Annotated in this window: 17 protein-coding genes and 3 tRNA genes; 11 read left to right on the top strand and 9 right to left on the bottom strand. The window is 73.7% G+C overall.

Translation table 11 applies throughout. The annotated features are described in order from the left end of the window. Positions 1-905: 905 nt before the first annotated feature. Positions 906-2,366 carry a N,N-dimethylformamidase beta subunit family domain-containing protein gene (locus ACZ6EJ_RS02810; protein WP_469264046.1) on the top strand — a complete coding sequence of 487 codons (1,461 nt, stop codon included), beginning with the start codon at positions 906-908 and terminating at the stop codon, positions 2,364-2,366. Positions 2,367-2,461: 95 nt separating this feature from the next. Continuing rightward, positions 2,462-3,376 carry a phosphoribosylaminoimidazolesuccinocarboxamide synthase gene (locus ACZ6EJ_RS02805; RefSeq protein ID WP_469264045.1) on the top strand — a complete coding sequence of 305 codons (915 nt, stop codon included), beginning with the start codon at positions 2,462-2,464 and terminating at the stop codon, positions 3,374-3,376. A gap of 50 nt (positions 3,377-3,426) precedes the next feature. Here ACZ6EJ_RS02805 and ACZ6EJ_RS02800 read toward each other — a convergent pair. The 8 genes from ACZ6EJ_RS02800 to ACZ6EJ_RS02765 all read right to left on the bottom strand — a co-directional run bounded on the left by ACZ6EJ_RS02800 (position 3,427) and on the right by ACZ6EJ_RS02765 (position 8,785). Continuing rightward, positions 3,427-3,499: transfer RNA gene (locus ACZ6EJ_RS02800), tRNA-Gly, on the bottom strand. A gap of 23 nt (positions 3,500-3,522) precedes the next feature. After that, positions 3,523-4,143 carry a response regulator gene (locus ACZ6EJ_RS02795; protein WP_469264044.1) on the bottom strand — a complete coding sequence of 207 codons (621 nt, stop codon included), beginning with the start codon at positions 4,141-4,143 and terminating at the stop codon, positions 3,523-3,525. Then, positions 4,140-5,846, bottom strand: coding sequence for a histidine kinase (locus ACZ6EJ_RS02790; RefSeq protein ID WP_469264043.1), 1,707 nt, complete (start codon positions 5,844-5,846; stop codon positions 4,140-4,142). The genes ACZ6EJ_RS02795 and ACZ6EJ_RS02790 overlap by 4 nt, the downstream gene beginning before the upstream one ends. 95 nt (positions 5,847-5,941) lie before the next feature. Continuing rightward, positions 5,942-6,766, bottom strand: a complete 825-nt coding sequence (locus tag ACZ6EJ_RS02785; protein WP_469264042.1) for an ABC transporter permease — start codon at positions 6,764-6,766, stop codon at positions 5,942-5,944. Further along, entirely contained in the window at positions 6,763-7,779 is a 1,017-nt protein-coding gene (locus ACZ6EJ_RS02780) for an ABC transporter ATP-binding protein (protein ID WP_469264041.1), read from the bottom strand. Before ACZ6EJ_RS02780 ends, ACZ6EJ_RS02785 begins: the two co-directional genes overlap by 4 nt. 129 nt (positions 7,780-7,908) lie before the next feature. Then, a tRNA-Gly gene (locus ACZ6EJ_RS02775) sits at positions 7,909-7,981 on the bottom strand. 80 nt (positions 7,982-8,061) lie between these two features. Beyond that, positions 8,062-8,133: transfer RNA gene (locus ACZ6EJ_RS02770), tRNA-Gly, on the bottom strand. 316 nt (positions 8,134-8,449) lie between these two features. After that, the gene (locus ACZ6EJ_RS02765; RefSeq protein WP_469264039.1) at positions 8,450-8,785 is read right to left on the bottom strand and encodes a histone-like nucleoid-structuring protein Lsr2; all 336 of its coding nucleotides are present in this window, start codon (positions 8,783-8,785) and stop codon (positions 8,450-8,452) included. 408 nt (positions 8,786-9,193) lie between these two features. Between ACZ6EJ_RS02765 and purS the strand changes: the two genes are divergently transcribed. The 9 genes from purS (at position 9,194) to purM (ending at position 18,642) form a co-directional block, all read left to right on the top strand. Then, entirely contained in the window at positions 9,194-9,442 is a 249-nt protein-coding gene (purS, locus tag ACZ6EJ_RS02760) for a phosphoribosylformylglycinamidine synthase subunit PurS (protein ID WP_469264037.1), read from the top strand. Further along, on the top strand, positions 9,439-10,119 hold the full coding sequence (gene purQ / locus ACZ6EJ_RS02755; protein ID WP_469264035.1) for a phosphoribosylformylglycinamidine synthase subunit PurQ: 681 nt from the start codon (positions 9,439-9,441) through the stop codon (positions 10,117-10,119). Before purS ends, purQ begins: the two co-directional genes overlap by 4 nt. Then, positions 10,116-12,365: a phosphoribosylformylglycinamidine synthase subunit PurL gene (purL, locus tag ACZ6EJ_RS02750; protein WP_469264034.1), complete on the top strand. Its 2,250-nt coding sequence runs from the start codon at positions 10,116-10,118 to the stop codon at positions 12,363-12,365. The genes purQ and purL overlap by 4 nt, the downstream gene beginning before the upstream one ends. Before the next feature lie 122 nt (positions 12,366-12,487). Next, positions 12,488-12,994, top strand: coding sequence for an ArsR/SmtB family transcription factor (locus tag ACZ6EJ_RS02745; RefSeq protein WP_469264032.1), 507 nt, complete (start codon positions 12,488-12,490; stop codon positions 12,992-12,994). Between the two features lie 27 nt (positions 12,995-13,021). After that, positions 13,022-13,858, top strand: a complete 837-nt coding sequence (locus ACZ6EJ_RS02740) for a peptidoglycan DD-metalloendopeptidase family protein (RefSeq protein WP_469264030.1) — start codon at positions 13,022-13,024, stop codon at positions 13,856-13,858. Positions 13,859-13,911: 53 nt separating this feature from the next. Next, positions 13,912-14,715, top strand: coding sequence for a maleylpyruvate isomerase family mycothiol-dependent enzyme (locus ACZ6EJ_RS02735; protein WP_469264029.1), 804 nt, complete (start codon positions 13,912-13,914; stop codon positions 14,713-14,715). A 59-nt stretch (positions 14,716-14,774) separates the two neighbouring features. Further along, the gene (locus ACZ6EJ_RS02730; protein WP_469264028.1) at positions 14,775-15,629 is read left to right on the top strand and encodes an META domain-containing protein; all 855 of its coding nucleotides are present in this window, start codon (positions 14,775-14,777) and stop codon (positions 15,627-15,629) included. 352 nt (positions 15,630-15,981) lie between these two features. Next, positions 15,982-17,508, top strand: coding sequence for an amidophosphoribosyltransferase (gene purF / locus ACZ6EJ_RS02725; RefSeq protein ID WP_469264027.1), 1,527 nt, complete (start codon positions 15,982-15,984; stop codon positions 17,506-17,508). A gap of 60 nt (positions 17,509-17,568) precedes the next feature. Continuing rightward, positions 17,569-18,642 carry a phosphoribosylformylglycinamidine cyclo-ligase gene (gene purM, locus ACZ6EJ_RS02720; RefSeq protein WP_469264026.1) on the top strand — a complete coding sequence of 358 codons (1,074 nt, stop codon included), beginning with the start codon at positions 17,569-17,571 and terminating at the stop codon, positions 18,640-18,642. A 135-nt stretch (positions 18,643-18,777) separates the two neighbouring features. On the opposite strand, the gene ACZ6EJ_RS02715 is transcribed toward purM, so the two are convergent. After that, positions 18,778-19,035, bottom strand: a complete 258-nt coding sequence (locus tag ACZ6EJ_RS02715; RefSeq protein ID WP_084993563.1) for a DUF3073 domain-containing protein — start codon at positions 19,033-19,035, stop codon at positions 18,778-18,780. Between the last annotated feature and the right edge of the window lie 92 nt (positions 19,036-19,127).

The raw sequence follows: 19,127 nt of genomic DNA, 5'->3' as shown, positions 1-19,127 counted from the left end.
GTGTCATCCCGGAGTTCCCGCGCGCCGCGAAGCCGCGAAGCCGTACGCGTACGCCGGTGAGCCATCGCTGAGCCCCGCCCCCCCCGCACCCCCGCACCCCCGCGCACCCCGCAGGCGCGCCTCCGCCCACGCCCCCGCGTACCTCCGCCCAGGCACCCACGCCCCGCGCACGCCCGCAGGCACCCGCTCCCGCGCCCCCGCACTTCCCGCACGCCCCCGTTCCCGCGCACGCCCGCAGGCCCCCGCAAGGCCCCGCGCCCCGCACTTCCCGCGCACCCCGCAGCCCTGCGCCCCCACACACCCCCACAGGCCCCCGCCCCGCGCACCCCCCCGCGCCCTCACACACGCCCGCAGGCACTCGCCCCCCGTTCCGCCCCCCACTCCCGCGCCCCCGCGCAAGCCCTCACCACCGTGCGCCCACCGAGCGCGCGAGGCCGGCCCCTACGCCCCCGCACGCTGTCCCTGCACCTGAAAAGCCCCAAGGCTCCCCGTAAGCCGTGCACGCGCCCCGCGCACGCCCCCCAAGCCCCGCGCACGCCCCCGCGCACACCCACAAGCCCCTGCGCCCCCGCGCCCCTTCCCAGCGCGCCCTCACCCGCACGGCTCACCCCCACCACCGCCCCCACCACCGCCCCCCACGCCCGCCGGGCCCCCGCCCCCGAGCAGCGCAATCACCCCCACCGCTCCCCACCTCACCGATGAACGAACGGCCGGGCGGACAGATGAACGAACGGCCGGGCGGGCACCGGGGCGCGCGTCGGCGGGGGCGGGCCCCGTTCCCCTCAATTCACGACGAAGGGTGACGGACCGCACGCGTAATGTGATGTGCTGGGACCGGCGCTGACATCCGGCGCACCAGAGTTTGTCCGGGGGACCTTCCGGGGGACCTGAGGGAGGGGCGCGGCATGGGGGCGGAGCAGATCCGGCGGTGGGAATCGGGTGCCCTCGCGCACGCGGTGAGCGACCCCTTCGGGCAGGGCCCGCTGCCCTGGCTGCGCGGCAGTGAGAACTACTTCGACGACACCGGCCAGGTCGTCCCCTGGTACGCCGATCCGGAGCTCGGCCGCTCCGCGGGCGGCGGCACCCGCCCCGCCGACGACGTGAACCGGCAGATCAAGGGCTTCGTCTCGCCCGGCGCGGCCGCCCCCGGCGAGGCCATCGACTTCCACATCACCGTGGACCCGCCCCAGCAGTTCTCCGTCGACGTCTACCGGATCGGCCACTACGGCGGCGACGGCGCGGCCAAGATCACCACGAGCCCCCGGCTCTCCGGCATCGTCCAGCCGCCGCCGCTCGCCGCCGACCGGACGGTCTCCTGCCACCACTGGTGGATGTCCTGGCGGCTCCAGATCCCGAGCTACTGGTCGGTCGGCGCGTACGTGGCGGTCCTGACCACCGCCGACGGCTACCGCTCGCACGTCCCGTTCACCGTGCGCCACGACCACCCGGCCGACCTGCTGCTCCTCCTGCCCGACATCACCTGGCAGGCGTACAACCTCTACCCGGAGGACGGCCGCACCGGCGCCAGCCTCTACCACGCGTGGGACGAGAAGGGCCGACTGCTCGGCGAGGAGGACGCGGCCGTCACGATCTCGTTCGACCGGCCCTACGCCGGAGCGGGCCTGCCGCTGCACGTGGGGCACGCGTACGACTTCATCCGCTGGGCCGAGCGGTACGGCTACGACCTCGCCTACGCCGACGCCCGCGATCTGCACGCGGGCCGTGTCGACCCCAGCCGCTACCGGGGCCTGGTCTTCCCCGGCCACGACGAGTACTGGTCGCTGCCCATGCGCCGGGCCGCCGAGCGCGCCCGCGACTGCGGGACCTCGCTCGTCTTCCTCTCCGCCAACACCATGTACTGGCAGGTGGGCCTCGCCCCCTCCGCCTCCGGCGAGCCGGACCGCCTGCTGACCTGCCGCAAGCGCAGGGGCCCCGGCAGGACCGCCCTGTGGCGCGAGGTGGACCGCCCCGAACAGCAGCTCCTGGGCATCCAGTACGCGGGCCGGGTCCCCGAGCCGCGCCCGCTGGTCGTGCGCAACGCGGAGCACTGGCTCTGGGACGCCACGGGCGCGGCCGACGGCGACGAGATCGACGGCCTGGTGGCCGGCGAGGCCGACCGCTACTTCCCGCGCACCAGCCTGCCCGAGCACGACCGGCGCATCCTGCTCGCCCACTCCCCGTACGAGGACTCCGAGGGGGCCGTCCGCCACCAGGAGACCTCGCTGTACCAGGCGCCGTCCGGCGCGCTCGTCTTCGCCTCCGGCACCTTCGCCTGGTCCCCGGCGCTGGACCGCCCCGGCCATGTCGACCCCCGCGTCCAGCAGGCCACGGCCAACCTCCTGGACCGGATCTGCAAACGCGACTGAGGCCGGTGGGGCGTGTCCGCGCCCCCGCTCCCGCGTCCGTCCGCTCCGTACGGGACAATCGGAGTCGCTCCTGGATCAATCTACGCGGAGGCACCGTGTCCGGTTTTGTAGAAAAGCCCGAGCCCGTTTCGGTTCCGGGCCTCACCCACCTGCACACCGGCAAGGTGCGTGACCTGTACCGGAACGAGGCGGGCGACCTCGTCATGGTCGCCAGCGACCGCATCTCCGCGTACGACTGGGTCCTGCCCACCGAGATCCCCGACAAGGGGCGCGTCCTCACCCGCCTCTCGCTGTGGTGGTTCGACCAGCTCGCCGACCTCGTCCCCAACCACGTGGTCTCCACCGAGCTGCCGCCCGGCGCCCCGGCCGACTGGGCGGGCCGCACCCTGGTCTGCACGCCCCTGCGCATGGTCCCGGTCGAGTGCGTGGCCCGCGGCTACCTCACCGGCTCCGGGCTCACCGAGTACAAGGCCTCCCGCACGGTCTGCGGCATCGGCCTCCCCGAGGGCCTGGTCGACGGCTCCGAGCTGCCCGGCCCGATCTTCACCCCGGCCACCAAGGCGGCCGTCGGCGACCACGACGAGAACGTCAGCTACGAGCACGTCGCCCGCGAGGTCGGCGTGGAGACGGCCGCCCACTTGCGGCAGACGACGCTCGACGTCTACCGCCGCGCTCGGGACCTCGCCCGCGTGCGCGGGATCATCCTGGCCGACACGAAGTTCGAGTTCGGCTTCGAGACCACCGAGGACGGCGGTGAGCGCCTGATCATCGCCGACGAGGTGCTGACGCCGGACTCCTCGCGCTTCTGGCCCGCCGCCACCTGGCAGCCCGGCCGCGCGCAGCCCAGCTACGACAAGCAGTTCGTGCGCGACTGGCTGACCTCGCCGGACTCCGGCTGGGACCGGGCGAGCGAGCAGCCGCCCCCGGCCCTGCCGCCGGAGATCGTGGAGGCGACCCGCGCCAAGTACATCGAGGCGTACGAGGTCCTGACCGGCACCAACTGGTCGTAGGCGCACGCAGAAGGCCCCGGTCCGCAAGGACCGGGGCCTTCTGTCTACGGAGCGGACGACCAGGTTCGAACTGGCGACCTCAACCTTGGCAAGGTTGCGCTCTACCAACTGAGCTACGTCCGCGTTGCGCCGAAGCGCGGTGCCTACTATACCCAACCGCGTCGGCGGGCGAGACGCACCGCCGTGTGCCGGTTCTCCGCGCCGATCTTGGAGGTGGCCGAGGAGAGGTAGTTGCGCACGGTCCCCTGGGACAGGGAGGCCCGCTCGGCGATCTCCGCGACGGGCGCCCCGTCCGCCGCGAGCTCGAGCACCTCGGCCTCCCGCGCGGTCAGCGGGGAGTCGCCCGCGGCGATGGCGTCGGCCGCCAACTCCGGGTCCACGTAACGGTTCCCGGCGTGGACGGTACGGATGATCTCGGCGAGCCGCCGGGCGCTGACCGTCTTCGGGACGAAGCCGCGCACGCCGGCGGTCAGGGCCCTCTTGAGGTGTCCGGGGCGACCGTGGCTGGTCACGATCATGGTGCGGCAGTCGGGCAGCTCCGTCCGGAGCGATGTGGCGACCTTCACACCGTCCGCGCCCGGCATCTGGAGGTCCAGGACGGCGACGTCCGGCCGGTGCGCCAGGGCCATCGCGAGCGCCTCGGGACCGCTCGCCGCCTCCGCGACCACCACCAGGTCCTCCTCCAGGGCGAGCAGCGCGGCCAGCGCTCCCCGGATCAGGTGCTCGTCGTCGGCAAGCAGGACGCGCAGGGGCCGGTCGGTGGTCATCGTTCCTCCGGGAGGGCGGGTACGGCGAGGCCGGGCGCGGCGGCATCGGCAGGCGCGGCGGCATCGGTTGACGTACGGGCGTCGGCGGGTACGGCGAGGGAGCGCGCGGAGGCGTCGACGCGCACGGCGGCATCGGCGGGCGCGGCGGAGGCGGAGCCGGCGCGGCGCGGGCCGGGAGGCGGGGGTGTCAGCGGCACCGTCGCCGTCACCCGGAAGAGTCCGTCCCCGACGGCTCCGGCCCGGAGCGTTCCGCCCAGGGCGCCGAGCCGCTCGCGCAACCCGGCCAGCCCGGAGCCCTCACCCTCCGTACCCGGCCCCGCCGCACGGGCGTCGCCCACCGGGCCGCCCGCCGCCGTCCTGCCGTCGTCCGCCAGCCCGCCCGCCGCCGCACCGCCCTCACCCACCGGGCCGCCCGCCGCCGCACGGGCCTCGCCCACCGGGCCTCTCACCGCCGCACGGGCGTCGCCCACCGGGCCGCCCGCCGCCGCACCGCCCTCACCCACCGGGCCCCTCGCCGCCGCACTGCCCCCGCCCACCGAGCTTCGCCCCGCCGCACCACCCCCGCCCACCGGGCCGCCCGCCGCACCGCCCCCGCCCGCCGGGCCCCGCGCCGCCCCGTCGTTCTCGACCACCAGCACGACCGCGTCCCGCGTGTCGGTGAGCCGGATCGAGCAGTGGCGCGGGTCGCCGTGGCGCAGGACGTTGGTCGCCGCCTCGCGCACCACCCAGCCGAGGGCCGCCCGGACGGCGGCGGGGGCCGCGAGGAGGGCCGGTCCGCCCGTGCCCTCGACGGTGCAGGTGATCCCGGCGGCCTCCAACACCCCGCGGGCTCCCGCCAGTTCGATGGAGAGGTCGGCCTCCCGGTAGCCGCGTACGACGTCGCGGACCTCCTGCTGGGAGGCGCGGGCGATCCGCTGCACCTCGACCATCTGGTCCACCGCCGCGGGGTTCCCCCGCCGCGCCAGCTCCACGGCCAGCTCGCTCTTCAGCGCGATCACCGCGAGGTTGCGGCCCAGCACGTCGTGCATGTCCCGGCCGAAGCGCAGCCGTTCCTCCGCCACCGCCAGCCGGGCCTGCGTGTCCCGCGCCTCCTCCGCCTGCCACATCACCGACAGGCTCCAGGCGCTCGGCCGGGCCGAGGTGAGGACCAGCAGGGTGACCACGACCAGCGAGACGGCCGCGCCGACGAGCGACCGGCCGGGCGTCCCGACGGCCGCCAGCAGCGCCATCACCACCGCCGCGAAGGCCGCGCTGTGCAGCAGGAGCCTCCGGACGGGCACGAGCAGCACGTACGGAATACCGAACGCCACGGGCAGGTCCAGCACCAGCAGGGTCAGCGCCTCGTCCTGCACGCCCTCCACCGCCGCGAGGGCGACCAGCAGGCAGGTCATCAGCGCCAGCAGCGCGGCGGGCAGCCGCAGTCGGCGCGGCGGGAAGGGCGACGACCCCCGGTAGTGGGCGAAGGCGGGCGCCACGTTGCGGTTGCCCAGGACCGACTGGACGACGTTCACGGCGAACAGCGCCCCGCCGAGCGCCACCGCGGCCGGGCCACGGCCCAACGTCGTGCCGAGCGGGAGGAGGCCCCAGCTCAGGAGGAAGAACCAGGTGATCGAGGCGAGGGTCGCCCGTGTGTAGAGGTCGATGCGCTGGAGCTTGGTGCGCTCGTGCCAGCCGCGCCGCCAGCCCCTTACCCGCTCGATCACCTCGTCCCGTCCCTTCCCGTCGTCCCCATGGCGGCCCGTGGTCCCCGTGGCGGCCCGTCGTCCCCGTGGTGCAGGCCGCCGCTTTCGTCCGGTCCTCAGCCGCGCGGGTCCCAGCGGAACCACCGCCGCACAGCAAACACCCCGAACGCGGTCCAGGCCAGCGCGGTCGCCCCGGCCGTGAGCAGGTCGCCGGTCCCGGCGCCGCCGAGCCAGCCGTGCCGCACGAGGGTCATCACGCCGGTCAGCGGCAGGAGTTGGAGCACGGCGGCCAGCCGGTCCGGGAAGACCGCGAGCGGGACGAAGATGCCGGAGCCGAACAGCGAGACGAAGAACAGCGGCAACGTGGTGAGCTGCGAGGTCTGCACCGTGCGGGTCACCGCGGCGGTGGCCGCCGCCAGTGCGGACGCCAGTACGAGCCCCAGCAGCAGCCCCAGCGCGAACAGCTCGGGCCGGCGCGGCGCGCTCAGGTCGAAGGCGAGGGTCCCGGCCGCGACCAGCAGCACGCACTGGGCGAGCGCCAGCGCGGCGGACGGCAGCGCGGTGGCGGTCAGGATCTCGCGGTCGGAGATCTCGCCGGTGCGCAGCCGCTTGAGGACGAGTTCCTCGCGCCGGGTGACGTAACCGGTGACGAGGTTCATGTAGACGACCTGGACCAGCACCATGCCGACGCCGCCGGTGAGGGCGGCCCCCGCGACGGTGAGTCCGGTGGGGCCGAGGTCGATCCGCTGGAGCGAGGCGCGGATCGAGAGGGTCATCACGACGGGCAGCACCAGGGCCACGGTGATCGCGGTCCGGTTGCGCAGCAGGAGGACCAGTTCGGCGCGGCCGAGCGCGGCCAGCCGCCGGGCGGCGGCCGCCGTGCTCCCGGAGGTGCGCGCGGGGGCCGCCCGGTCGGGCGCGGGCGCGGGGGCCGTCGTCATGCCGTCACCTTCTTCGCGTTCCTCGTCCCCTTCGCGCCGCCGGATCGGGCCGCGGTCCGGCGCGGGTCCTCGTCGCGGGCGGCGTGCTGGGTCCGCGCGATGTCGAGGAACGCCTCCTCCAGCGAGGCGGAACGGGCGTCGAGCCCGTGCAGCGGTACGCCCGACTCCCGTGCCCAGTCCAGCAGTTCGTGCAGCGACTCCTGGAGGGCGGGGGTGCGGATCTCGACCCGCCGCCCCTCGGCCGCCGCGCGCAGCGAGAGCGGCAGCCGGGCCGCCGGCACGGCGTCGGGCAGCTCGAACCGGATGCGGGCGGGCCGGCTCGCGGTCACCTCGGCGATGGTCCCGGACGTCACGATCCTGCCCTGGTGCATGATCGCCAGCCGGTCCGCGAGCGCTTCGGCCTCCTCCAGGTAGTGCGTGGTCAGCAGCACGGTCGTGCCGCCGTCGCGCAGCGCCCGGACCAGCTCCCAGGTCTCGCGGCGCCCCTCGGCGTCCAGCCCCGTCGTCGGCTCGTCGAGGAAGAGGACCTCGGGCCGCGAGGTCAGGGCCAGCGCGAGGTCGAGGCGGCGCTTCTCGCCGCCGGACAACTGCTTGACCCGTACGCCGCCCCTGGCGGTCAGGCCGACCATGCCCACGGCCTCGGCGGCCGGGCGCGCGCCGGTGGTGCAGGCCGACCACATCCGTACGGTCTCCAGGACCGTGAGGTCGGAGGGGAAGCCGCCCTCCTGGAGCATCACCCCGGTCCGGGGCCGGACGGCGGCGCGTTCGCGGTACGGGTCGTGGCCGAGGACCCGGACGGCGCCGGCGGTCGGCGGCGCCAGCCCCTCCAGGAGTTCCACGGTGGAGGTCTTGCCCGCGCCGTTCGTCCCGAGCAGGGCGAACAGTTCGCCGCGGGCCACGGAGAAGGTGATCCCGGACACGGCCTCGAAGCCGCCCGCGTAGCGCCGGCGGACTCCGTGCGCCTCGATCACGGGACCGTCCGGGCGGTCGCTGAGCATGTCGTCGCTGGTCATGCCTCCAGGCTTCCGCCCGGTCGGGGCTCCGGGCAGTGCGCGCTGTCACCAGGGGTCATGACAAACGTCATGGGGGGACGGGGGGCACGACAAAGGCCCCGACCTGAAAGGTCGGGGCCTTTGATCACGAGCGGACGACCAGGTTCGAACTGGCGACCTCAACCTTGGCAAGGTTGCGCTCTACCAACTGAGCTACGTCCGCACTGCGACCACTCGGCTTTCACCGGTGGTGCGAGCACTACTCTACCTGATCCACCGGAGTGGTCTGATGGAGCTGTGCAGAGCGGGTGACAGGAATTGCACACTGCGCCTTCCCCCTGGAAGGGGGATGTTCTACTACTGAACTACACCCGCACGCTGCGTGGGATTCGGCTTTGCGGCCTCGCCCCTCGGCGTGCTCCAGACTCTAGCCGACCTGCGGGGGTGTCGCGCAAGTCGGCTCCCGGCGGGTCCCGCGGCGCGGGTCCCGCGGAGGGAGTCGCGGTCCGCGGCACCGCGCCTGACGGAGCGTCCGACGCGCGGGCGCGGAGCGGGCGGGAGGGGCCGGCGGCCCGGTCCAAGGGAGGGCGCCGCGGCTGCCCGGCGCGGGCCGCCGGGGCGCCCGCGGAGGCTGCCGGGCATCCGGCGGGGGGCTCGGCCGAGCCCCCCCGCCGCGGATCGGCCCTCCGGCTCAACTGGCCGCCTGGAACGCCTCGTAGACCTTCTTGGGGATGCGCCCGCGGGCCGGCACCTCCATCCGGTGCGAGCGGGCCCAGGCGCGGACGGCGGCCGGGTCCGGGGCGACGGAGGTGTGGCGGTAGGCCGTCGGCTTCCTGCCGTGCCTGCCGGCGTTCGTCTGCGTCCGGCCGGCGGCCACGTACGGCGCGAGGGCCTTCCGCAGTTTCTTCGCGTTGGCGGGATTGAGGTCGATCTCGTACGTGTTCCCGTCCAGGGCGAAGGTCACCGTTTCCGCTGCTTCTCCTCCGTCGATGTCGTCGAAGAGCGTCACCACTACACGCTGAGCCACGGATATCGGTCCTTTCTCACGGCAGCGCGCGTGTTGCGTGCGCGATGCCTGCCTTCCGGCTGTCAGGCGGGCGGATGCGGGTCGACGGGAAGCCGACTGTTCCGGTGTCCCAGGTCAATACTGCTTTCCCCGGTAATCATTTGTACAGCGGTGGGTACCGCATGGCGAAGTCCGGCCAATTAGTCGCGCGTGTCCGTGTGCAATCCGTGCGCAATCCGCGAGGGAATTTTTCCGGACCTTTTCCCGCGCGGTGTCGCGATCGAAATCTTGACGTGATCTGCGCCGCACTTGCGCCGCCCGATATCTACCCGCGTAGAAATTTTGGGCAGGTACGCTGAGTGGACCCGCGGGGGTCTGGGGAACCCCCCGGAGAGACAGCCGCACCACACCACCACACCGGGAGTGCCAGTGGCACGCGTCGTAGTCGACGTCATGCTCAAGCCCGAGATCCTCGACCCGCAGGGACAGGCGGTGCAGCGCGCACTGCCCCGTCTCGGCTTCGAGGGAATCGCGGACGTTCGTCAGGGAAAGCGTTTCGAGCTGGAGGTCGAGGGGCCGGTCGACGACGCCGCCCTCGCCCGCATCAACGAGTTGGCCGAGACCTTCCTCGCCAACACCGTCATCGAGGACTTCACCGTGAAGGTGGAGGAGAAGTGACCACCCGTATCGGCGTCGTCACCTTTCCCGGCACCCTCGACGACCGCGACGCCCTGCGCGCCGTGCGGATCGCCGGCGCCGAGCCCGTCCCCCTGTGGCACCGGGACAAGGACCTGCACCAGGTCGACGCGGTGGTCCTGGCCGGCGGCTTCTCCTACGGGGACTACCTCCGCGCGGGCGCCATCTCCCGCTTCTCGCCGGTGATGGAGACGCTGATCGAGCAGGCGAAGGCCGGGCTGCCGGTCCTCGGCATCTGCAACGGGTTCCAGATCCTCACCGAGGCGCATCTGCTGCCCGGCGCGATGCTGCGCAACAACGACCTGCACTTCGTCTGCCGCGACCAGCGGCTGCGGGTGGAGAACGCGGAGACCGCCTGGACCTCGGACTACAGCGCCGGCCAGGAGATCAGCGTCCCGCTCAAGAACATGGACGGCCGGTACACCGCCGACGAGCGCACGCTCGACGAGCTGGAGGCCGAGGGCCGCGTCGCCTTCCGCTACCTGGACGGCAACCCCAACGGCTCGCTCCGCGACATCGCGGGCATCACCAACGCCGCCGGCAACGTCGTCGGCCTCATGCCGCACCCGGAGCACGCGGTGGAGCCGCTGATCGGCACCGGCGGCACCGACGGACGCGGATTCTTCACCTCGATCATCAAGAAGCTGGTCAACGCATGAGCCTGGATACGGTCAAGCACGCGGCCGAGACCCCGGACGCCGAGCAGCCCTGGCGGGAGCTGGGCCTCAAGGAGGACGAGTACGCCCGGATCCGCGAGATCCTGGGCCGCCGTCCCACCGGCGCCGAGCTGGCCATGTACTCGGTGATGTGGTCGGAGCACTGCTCGTACAAGAGCAGCAAGGTCCACCTCAAGCAGTTCGGCGAGAAGGTCCCCGCCAACGACGCGATGCTCGTCGGCATCGGGGAGAACGCGGGCGTCGTCGACGTCGGCCAGGGGTACGCGGTCACCTTCAAGGTCGAGTCGCACAACCACCCCTCGTACATCGAGCCCTACCAGGGCGCGGCCACCGGCATCGGCGGCATCGTCCGCGACATCCTCGCCATGGGCGCCCGCCCGGTCGCGGTCGTGGACCCGCTGCGCTTCGGCGCGGCCGACCACCCCGACACCCGGCGCGTCCTGCCCGGCGTCGTCGCGGGCATCGGCGGCTACGGCAACTGCCTGGGCCTGCCCAACATCGGCGGCGAGGTCGTCTTCGACGCCTGCTACCAGGGCAACCCGCTGGTCAACGCCGGCTGCATCGGCGTGATGCGGCACGAGGACATCCACCTCGCCAAGGCGTCCGGCCCCGGCAACAAGGTCATCCTGTACGGGGCCCGCACCGGCGGCGACGGCATCGGCGGCGTCTCGGTCCTCGCGTCCGAGACGTTCGACGACGCGAAGCCGACGAAGCGCCCCGCCGTGCAGGTCGGCGACCCCTTCCAGGAGAAGCTGCTCATCGAGTGCACCCTGGAGATCTTCGGGGAGAAGCTCGTCGCGGGCATCCAGGACCTCGGCGGCGCCGGGCTCTCCTGCGCCACCAGCGAGCTGGCCTCGGCGGGCTCCGGCGGAATGCGCGTCGAGCTGGACACCGTGCCGCTGCGCGACTCCTCCCTCTCGCCGGAGGAGATCCTCATGAGCGAGTCGCAGGAGCGCATGTGCGCGATCGTCGAGCCGCGGCACGTGGACCGCTTCCTGGAGATCTGCGAGAAGTGGGACGTCATCGCCACCGTCATCGGTGAGGTGACCGAGGGCTCGCAGTTGGAGATCTTCTGGCACGGCGAGCAGATCGTGGACGTGCCGCCGCGCTCGGTCGCCCACGACGGCCCCGTCTACCACCGCCCGTTCGCCCGCCCGTCCTGGCAGGACGCGCTCCAGGCGGACGACGCCGGCGCGCTGCCCCGCCCGGCCGACGCCGCCGAGCTGCGCGAGCAGGTCCTGAAGCTGGTCGCCTCCCCGAACCAGGCGTCCAAGTCCTGGATCACCGACCAGTACGACCGGTTCGTCCAGGGCAACACCGTGCTCGCCATGCCCGAGGACGCGGGCATGGTCCGCATCGACGCCGAGACCAACCTGGGCGTGGCCATCGCGACCGACGGCAACGGCCGGTACGCCAAGCTCGACCCGTACACCGGCGCGCAGCTCGCGCTGGCGGAGTCGTACCGCAACGTGGCCGCCTCCGGCGCCAAGCCGCTCGCCATCTCCGACTGCCTGAACTTCGGCTCGCCCGAGGACCCGGACGTCATGTGGCAGTTCGCCGAGGCCACCCGCGGCCTCGCGGACGGCTGCCTGGAGCTGGGCACCCCGGTCACCGGCGGCAACGTCTCGCTGTACAACCAGACCGGCGAGACGGCGATCCACCCGACGCCGGTCGTGGCCGTGCTCGGCGTCATCGACGACGTCACCCGGCGTACGCCGGTCGCCTTCGCGGAAGAGGGCCAGCTCCTCTACCTGCTGGGCGACACCCGCGAGGAGTTCGGCGGCTCGGCCTGGTCCGAGGTCGTCCACCATCACCTCGGCGGTATGCCGCCCAAGGTGGACCTGGCGCGCGAGAAGCTGCTGGCCGAGATCCTGATCTCCGCCTCCCGCGACGGCATGGTCGACGCGGCGCACGACCTCTCGGACGGCGGTCTCGTCCAGGCGGTCACCGAGTCCTGCCTGCGCGGCGGGAAGGGCGCCCGGCTGGTCGTGCCGGAGGGCCTGGACGCGTTCACCTTCCTCTTCTCGGAGTCGGCGGGTCGTGCGGTCGTCTCGGTCCCGCGCAGCGAGGAGCTGCGGTTCACCGACATGTGCGGCGCGCGGGGTCTGCCCGTCGCCCGGATCGGCGTGGTGGACGGCGAGGAGATCGAGGTCCAGGGCGAGTTCAGCATCCCGCTGAGCGAGCTGCGTACGGCGCACGAGGCGACGATCCCCGCGCTGCTCGCCTGAGCGCAGGCCGGGTCGCGCGTCGAGCGGCACGTGTGAGGCCCCCGTCCGGTCCGGGCGGGGGCTTCGCGCTGCTCGGCGCCGACCCGTTGAACGTTATTACGTAATTACGTAAGGTGGATGCTGTGGAGCTGGAGGAGCGGGTCGCCGCGCTGGAGCGGCGGCTCACGGCGCTGGAGCGGAAGGACCGCGACGAGCCCGCGCTGGGCGAGGGCGACTTCTGGGCGCTGGAAGGGCTCAAGGCGCAGCTCGCCGAGGCCGGGGAGGTCGCGGCCGACGGGGGCGTGCTCTTCACCGGAGCGGTCACGCTGCCCACCGGCGAGCGCTACGAGTGGCAGTACGGCGCGCTGACCGCGGCCCTGGTCGAGGGGGACTGGGCGGACGCGGCCGACGCGTTCGCCGCGCTGGGCCACCCGGTCCGGCTGCGGCTGCTCCGCGAGATCCTCGGCGGCGTGCGGACGGCCGCCGAGCTGGCCGCGCTCGACGGGGCGGGCACCACCGGCCAGATCTACCACCACCTGCGCCAACTGACCGGCGCGGGCTGGCTGCACGCGGCCGGACGCGGCCGGTACGAGATCCCGGCCGTCCGGGTGGTGCCGCTGCTGGTGGCGCTCACGGCGGCGCGACCGTAGGAACCGCAGACCCCTGGGGGAGACGACATGTCCGTCCGCAAGGCCGTGATGGTGCTGTACCGCGTGTGCTGGCTCGTCTTCCTCGCGGTGGTGCTCGTAGGGGTCCTCTCCGATCCGCTGCCCCTCGTCCCGACGTTCGCGCCCGCGGTCGTGGCGGTGGTCATCGGCCTCGTCGTGAGCCGCAGCGGTCCCTCGGGGGCGGCGCGGGACCGCCCCGCCAGGGAGGTCGAACCGCCGGTGACCGGCCGCTGGTCCGCGCTGAACAGCCCGGCGGACAAGGTCCCGAGCCACGGGACGCACGTGTACGGGCAGACGTACGCGATCGACGTCGTGGCCGAGCCGGAGACCGGCGACGGGGAGCCCCCGGCCCGCCCGCCGTTCCGCGCCCTGTGGCCGGTGTTCCGCCGCAACCGCGACTTCCCGGCGTTCGGGGCCCCGCTGCTCGCGGTGGCCGACGCGGTGGTCGTCCGGGCGAGCGACGGCCGGCGCGACCACCTGAGCCGCAACTCGCTGCCCGCGCTGCTCTACCTGATGCTGATCGAGGCCCCCGTGCGGGACGTCCTCGGCGCGGGCCGGATCATCGGCAACCACCTGGTCCTCGACCTCGGGGACGGCACGTACGCCCTCTACGCCCACGTCCGGCGCGGCTCGCTCCAGGTGGGGGCGGGCGACACCGTGCGGGCCGGGCAGGTGGTCGGGCGCTGCGGGAACAGCGGGAACACCACCGAACCCCACCTCCACTTCCAGCTCATGGACGGCCCGGACCCCGACGACGCCCGTGGCGTGCCGTTCACCTGGCGGGGCGTGGGGGTCCCGGCGGGCGGCGAGGCGTTCACGGCGGGGGAGCGGACCGAGCCGGTCTGAGGAGGGGGCCGGGGGCTGCCGCGGCGCCACCGCCGCCGGTTAGTCTCGGTCCCATGCCCCAGGCCAAGAAGCGCCCGCGCGCCTACGACCACCTCCGGACCCGGACCGCGGTCCTCGCCCAGTTCGCCCATGTCCGCGACGCCGTCACGGGATTGACGCCCGATCAGCTCGCCCGCCCCACCCGGCTGGGCGACTGGACGGTCCGCGAGCTCGCCGCGCACGTGGCGATGGTCCTGGGCAGCGTGAGCCGGTCCCTGGCGCTGCCGGAGCCGCCCGGACCCAAGCCCGGCCTCACCCTGCTGGAGTGGCCGCCCGCCACCGCCGCGTACGCCGCCCGGATCGCCGAGGACGTCGAGGACCTGGCGGCCGACCGCCCCGACCTCGCCGCGCTGTACGAGGAGGTGGAGGCGGGCTTCGCCGCGGACGTCCCGGCCTCCGGCGCGGGGGACCGGCTGCTGCCCACGCGGGTCGGCTCCATGCGGCTGACCGACTTCCTGGTGACCCGGACCGTCGAGCTGACCGTCCACACGGACGACCTCAACGAGGCGCTCGGGGCGGAGATCCCCTACGACCGGCAGGCCCTGGCCGCCTGCGTCCGGCTGCTGGCGGACGCCCTCGCGGACCGGGCCCCCGGCGGCTCGGTCGAGGTGCGCGTCCCGCCGTTCGCGGTGGTCCAGTGCATCAGCGGCCCCCAGCACACCCGCGGAACCCCGCCCAACGTCGTGGAGACGGACCCGCTGACGTGGGTGCGGCTCGCCACCGGCCGTACGGAGTGGGCGCGGGCCCTGGCGGACGCCCAGGTCAGCGCGAGCGGCGAACGGGCGGACCTCGCCGCGCTGCTGCCCCTCATGGGCTGAGCCGGACCGCCCGCCCGGCGCGGGGGAACCGAACCGGGCCCCCGCACCGTCAGATCGCCATGCGCACCCAACGGATGACTCTCAGCGTCAGCGCCCTGGCCCTCCTCACCCTCGCCGCCTGCGGCACGGAGCCCGGCTCCGGCGGGCCCGGCGACACCGCGCGCAGCGACGTGCCCGTCACCGGGGTGCGGTGGAACGTCGACTCCCTGACCGCCGGGGGCGAGAAGACGAAGGCCCCGCCCGGCTCCCGGCTGGAGTTCGACCGGAAGGGCGCGGCCACCGCCGGCTTCGGGTGCAACCGCGTCAGCGCCGAAGCGCGGGTCGAGGGCGACCGGATCACCGTGGGCCGCCCCGTCTCCACGCAGATGGCGTGCGACGCGGAGGTGGAGGCGTTCGAGAAGGCCGCCACCGCCACGCTCACCGGCCGGCTCACGGCCCGACTGTCCGGCCGGACGCTGACCCTCACCGCGGCGAACGGCGACGCCCTCGCGCTCAGCGAGCAGCCCGCCGCGGAGCTGACCGGCACCCGGTGGGAGGTGACCACCCTGCTCGACGGCGAGACGGCCACCGGCGTCCCCGCCGACCTGCCGCCCGAGCGGCGGCCGCACCTCACCCTCCGCGCGGACGGCACGGTCGCGGGCCATTCCGGCTGCAACGCCTTCCGCGGCCCGGCCGAGGTCGGGAACGGCACGATCACCTTCGGCCCGCTGGCGGGCACCCGCCGGATGTGCCCGGGGGCGGACGGCGGGACCGAGCGCGCGGTGCTCGCGGCGCTCAAGGGCGCGACCGCCTACACGATCACGGGCGGAACGCTCACGCTCACCGCGTCCGCCGACGGCGCCGGCATCAGCGCCCAGGCCGCGCCCCCGGAGCCGGAGGGCGGCGCGCGACCCGCCCCCGAGGAGCGGGGCTGACCCGGTCCGCGCGCCCCTGGGGGTGTGAGGCTCGCCACGGAACGGCCGCGCGGCCGACCGCCGGGGCCGCAGCCGCCGGGGTTCACCGAACGCCACGGCCGCCCGCCCGCCGCCGGGCGGTCCGCCACGGCTCCGACGCGCCGGCGACCGGCCCCGCGACCGGCCGCCGGACGGCGCACGCCCGTCTCCGCCGCGGCGTGCGCCCGGAGGCCGGTCACACCGCGTGACCGGCCGAAGCCCCCCGAAACGCCCCTCCGCGCTCCGCCCGCGACGCGTTCGCCGTGCTCCGCCCCGCCTTCGCCGACCGGTCCCCAATTCGGACCAGTGGTCGATCTCCCCTACACTCGGTGTCGTGCCCCGTGGTGATGGACGACTCAACCACGACCTGCTCCCCGGAGAGAAAGGCCCCCAGGACGCTTGCGGCGTCTTCGGTGTCTGGGCTCCGGGTGAAGAGGTCGCCAAGCTCACCTATTTCGGACTGTATGCCCTGCAGCACCGCGGACAGGAATCCGCGGGCATCGCAGTGAGCAACGGGTCCCAGATCCTGGTCTTCAAGGACATGGGACTGGTCTCGCAGGTCTTCGACGAAACGTCTCTGGGTTCCCTCCAGGGCCATATCGCGGTCGGACATGCCCGCTACTCCACCACCGGCGCCTCGGTGTGGGAGAACGCGCAGCCGACGTTCCGTGCCACCGCGCACGGCTCGATCGCCCTCGGCCACAACGGGAACCTGGTCAACACCGCCCAGCTCGCGGAGATGGTCGCCGACCTCCCGCGCAAGGACGGCCGCGCCACCCAGGTCGCCGCGACCAACGACACCGACCTGGTGACCGCGCTGCTCGCCGGGCAGCGCGACGAGGACGACAAGCCGCTCACCATCGAGGAAGCCGCCACCAAGGTGCTCCCCGACGTCAAGGGCGCCTTCTCCCTCGTCTTCATGGACGAGCACACGCTCTACGCCGCCCGCGACCCCCAGGGCATCCGCCCGCTGGTCCTCGGCCGGCTGGAGCGCGGCTGGGTGGTCGCCTCCGAGTCCGCCGCGCTCGACATCTGCGGCGCCAGCTACGTCCGCGAGATCGAGCCGGGCGAGCTGGTCGCCATCGACGAGAACGGCCTGCGCTCCTCGCGGTTCGCGGAAGCGAAGCCCAAGGGCTGCGTCTTCGAGTACGTCTACCTGGCCCGCCCCGACACCGACATCGCCGGGCGCAACGTCTACCTCTCCCGCGTGGAGATGGGGCGCCGCCTGGCCGCCGAGGCCCCCGCCGAGGCGGACCTCGTCATAGCCACCCCGGAATCGGGCACCCCCGCCGCGATCGGGTACGCGGAGGCCAGCGGCATCCCGTTCGGCGCCGGACTGGTCAAGAACGCCTACGTCGGCCGGACCTTCATCCAGCCCTCGCAGACCATCCGGCAGCTCGGCATCCGGCTCAAGCTGAACCCGCTGAAGGAAGTCATCAAGGGCAAGCGCCTGGTGGTCGTCGACGACTCGATCGTCCGCGGCAACACCCAGCGGGCCCTGGTCCGGATGCTCCGGGAGGCCGGAGCGGCCGAGATCCACATCCGGATCTCCTCCCCGCCGGTCAAGTGGCCCTGCTTCTTCGGCATCGACTTCGCCACCCGTGCCGAGCTGATCGCCAACGGCATGACCGTCGACGAGATCCGCACCTCGATGGGCGCCGACTCCCTCGCGTACATCTCGATCGACTCGATGATCGAGGCGACGACGATCGACAAGCCGAACCTCTGCCGCGCCTGCTTCGACGGCGAGTACCCGATGGACCTCCCGGACCCGGAGCTGCTCGGCAAGCAGTTGCTGGAGACCGAGCTGGCGGCGGGCCCCGCGGCGACCGCCGCGGCCGACGCGCTGCGCCGTCCGTGACCCGGACCGGTCCGCGCCCCTTGCACCAGCCCCGTCTCTCCACACGAAAGATCCCAGGCCATGTCTGAGACAACAGGCGCTTCCTACGCGGCAGCGGGCGTCGACATCGAAGCCGGCGACCGCGCCGTCGAGCTGATGAAGCAGTGGGTGAAGAAGACCCAGCGCCCCGAGGTCGCGGGCCTCGGCGGCCTCGGCGGGTTCGCCGGCCTCTTCGACGCCTCGGCGCTCAAGCGCTACGAGCGCCCCCTGCTCGCGTCCGCCACGGACGGCGTCGGCACCAAGGTGGACCTGGCCCGGCAGATGGGCGTGTACGACACCATCGGCCGCGACCTCGTCGGCATGGTCGTGGACGACCTCGTCGTCTGCGGCGCCGAGCCGCTGTTCATGACCGACTACATCTGCGTCGGCAAGGTGCACCCCGAGCGGGTCGCGTCCATCGTGAAGGGCATCGCCGAAGGCTGCGTCCTGGCGGGCTGCGCCCTGGTCGGCGGCGAGACCGCCGAGCATCCCGGTCTCCTCGGCCCGGACGACTTCGACGTCGCCGGAGCCGGCACGGGCGTGGTCGAGGCCGACCGGCTGCTCGGCCCGGACCGCCTCCGCGAGGGCGACGCGGTGATCGCGATGGCCTCCTCCGGTCTTCACTCCAACGGGTACTCGCTCGTCCGCCATGTGGTCTTCGACCGGGCCGGCTGGTCGCTGGAGCGCGAGGTCGAGGAGTTCGGCCGGACGCTCGGCGAGGAGCTGCTGGAGCCCACCCGGATCTACTCGCTGGACTGCCTGGCCCTCACCCGGACGACCGAGGTGCACGGCTTCAGCCACGTCACCGGCGGCGGCCTGGCGAACAACCTGGCCCGCGTCGTCCCGGACCACCTGCACGCCACCGTCGACCGCTCCACGTGGACGCCCGGCGCGGTCTTCGACGTGGTCGGCACGGCGGGCAGGGTCGAGCGGCTGGAGCTGGAGAAGACGCTGAACATGGGCGTCGGCATGATCGCGATCGTCCCGGCGGACTCGGTGGACGCCGCCCTGACGACCCTGGCCGACCGCGGGGTCGACTCGTGGGTCGCCGGCGAGATCACCGCCCGCGGCGACCACGCCACGGGCGCCGAGCTGACCGGCGACTACGCGCGCTGAGGCAGGCGGCCCCGCCCGCCGAGGGGGTCCGGCACACCGCCGGACCCCGCGGGCCGGGCAGCCGCCGTCCGGACCGGGACAGCACAGAACCCGGTCCGGGACGGGCCCGGACCGGGTTCTCGTGTCAGCGCGAGGTCAAGCGCCGCGGCGCTGCGACGACGGCCCGGACGGATCGTCCTGATCGTCGTCGTCATCCTTGTTGTAGCGATCCGCGTACTGTGCGTACGGGTCATCTTCCTCGTCGTCATCCTCGAACGGCTCTGCGTTCGGTGGCTGACTCGAAGGCGATGCGCCCAGCTCATTGGCCAGACGCGACAGGTCAGTCCCGCCGGTGCTGTACTTCAGCTGGCGGGCGACCTTGGTCTGCTTGGCCTTTGCCCGGCCGCGCCCCATGGCTCGACCCCCTCGGTGACGGGGCTCGACGGCCCCAGAGTCTTGACACCCGTTCATGTTTCAGGACGGTCTCTCGGCAGAGAGACCGTGCC

This window comes from Streptomyces sp. NPDC041970, from assembly GCF_055588985.1.
Note: the sequence above shows the minus strand (reverse complement) of the source record. Positions and strands in the feature narration are given on the sequence as shown.

What these genes read in the sequence shown, in the direction of transcription:
- ACZ6EJ_RS02810 (WP_469264046.1), top strand. Translation starts at nt 906, where the DNA reads ATGGGGGCGGAGCAGATCCGGCGGTGGGAATCGGGTGCCCTCGCGCAC.
- ACZ6EJ_RS02795 (WP_469264044.1), bottom strand. Translation starts at nt 4,143, where the DNA reads ATGACCACCGACCGGCCCCTGCGCGTCCTGCTTGCCGACGACGAGCAC.
- ACZ6EJ_RS02785 (WP_469264042.1), bottom strand. Translation starts at nt 6,766, where the DNA reads ATGACGACGGCCCCCGCGCCCGCGCCCGACCGGGCGGCCCCCGCGCGC.
- ACZ6EJ_RS02780 (WP_469264041.1), bottom strand. Translation starts at nt 7,779, where the DNA reads ATGACCAGCGACGACATGCTCAGCGACCGCCCGGACGGTCCCGTGATC.
- purL (WP_469264034.1), top strand. Translation starts at nt 10,116, where the DNA reads ATGAGCCTGGATACGGTCAAGCACGCGGCCGAGACCCCGGACGCCGAG.
- ACZ6EJ_RS02740 (WP_469264030.1), top strand. Translation starts at nt 13,022, where the DNA reads ATGTCCGTCCGCAAGGCCGTGATGGTGCTGTACCGCGTGTGCTGGCTC.
- ACZ6EJ_RS02735 (WP_469264029.1), top strand. Translation starts at nt 13,912, where the DNA reads ATGCCCCAGGCCAAGAAGCGCCCGCGCGCCTACGACCACCTCCGGACC.
- ACZ6EJ_RS02730 (WP_469264028.1), top strand. Translation starts at nt 14,775, where the DNA reads ATGCGCACCCAACGGATGACTCTCAGCGTCAGCGCCCTGGCCCTCCTC.
- purM (WP_469264026.1), top strand. Translation starts at nt 17,569, where the DNA reads ATGTCTGAGACAACAGGCGCTTCCTACGCGGCAGCGGGCGTCGACATC.
- ACZ6EJ_RS02715 (WP_084993563.1), bottom strand. Translation starts at nt 19,035, where the DNA reads ATGGGGCGCGGCCGGGCAAAGGCCAAGCAGACCAAGGTCGCCCGCCAG.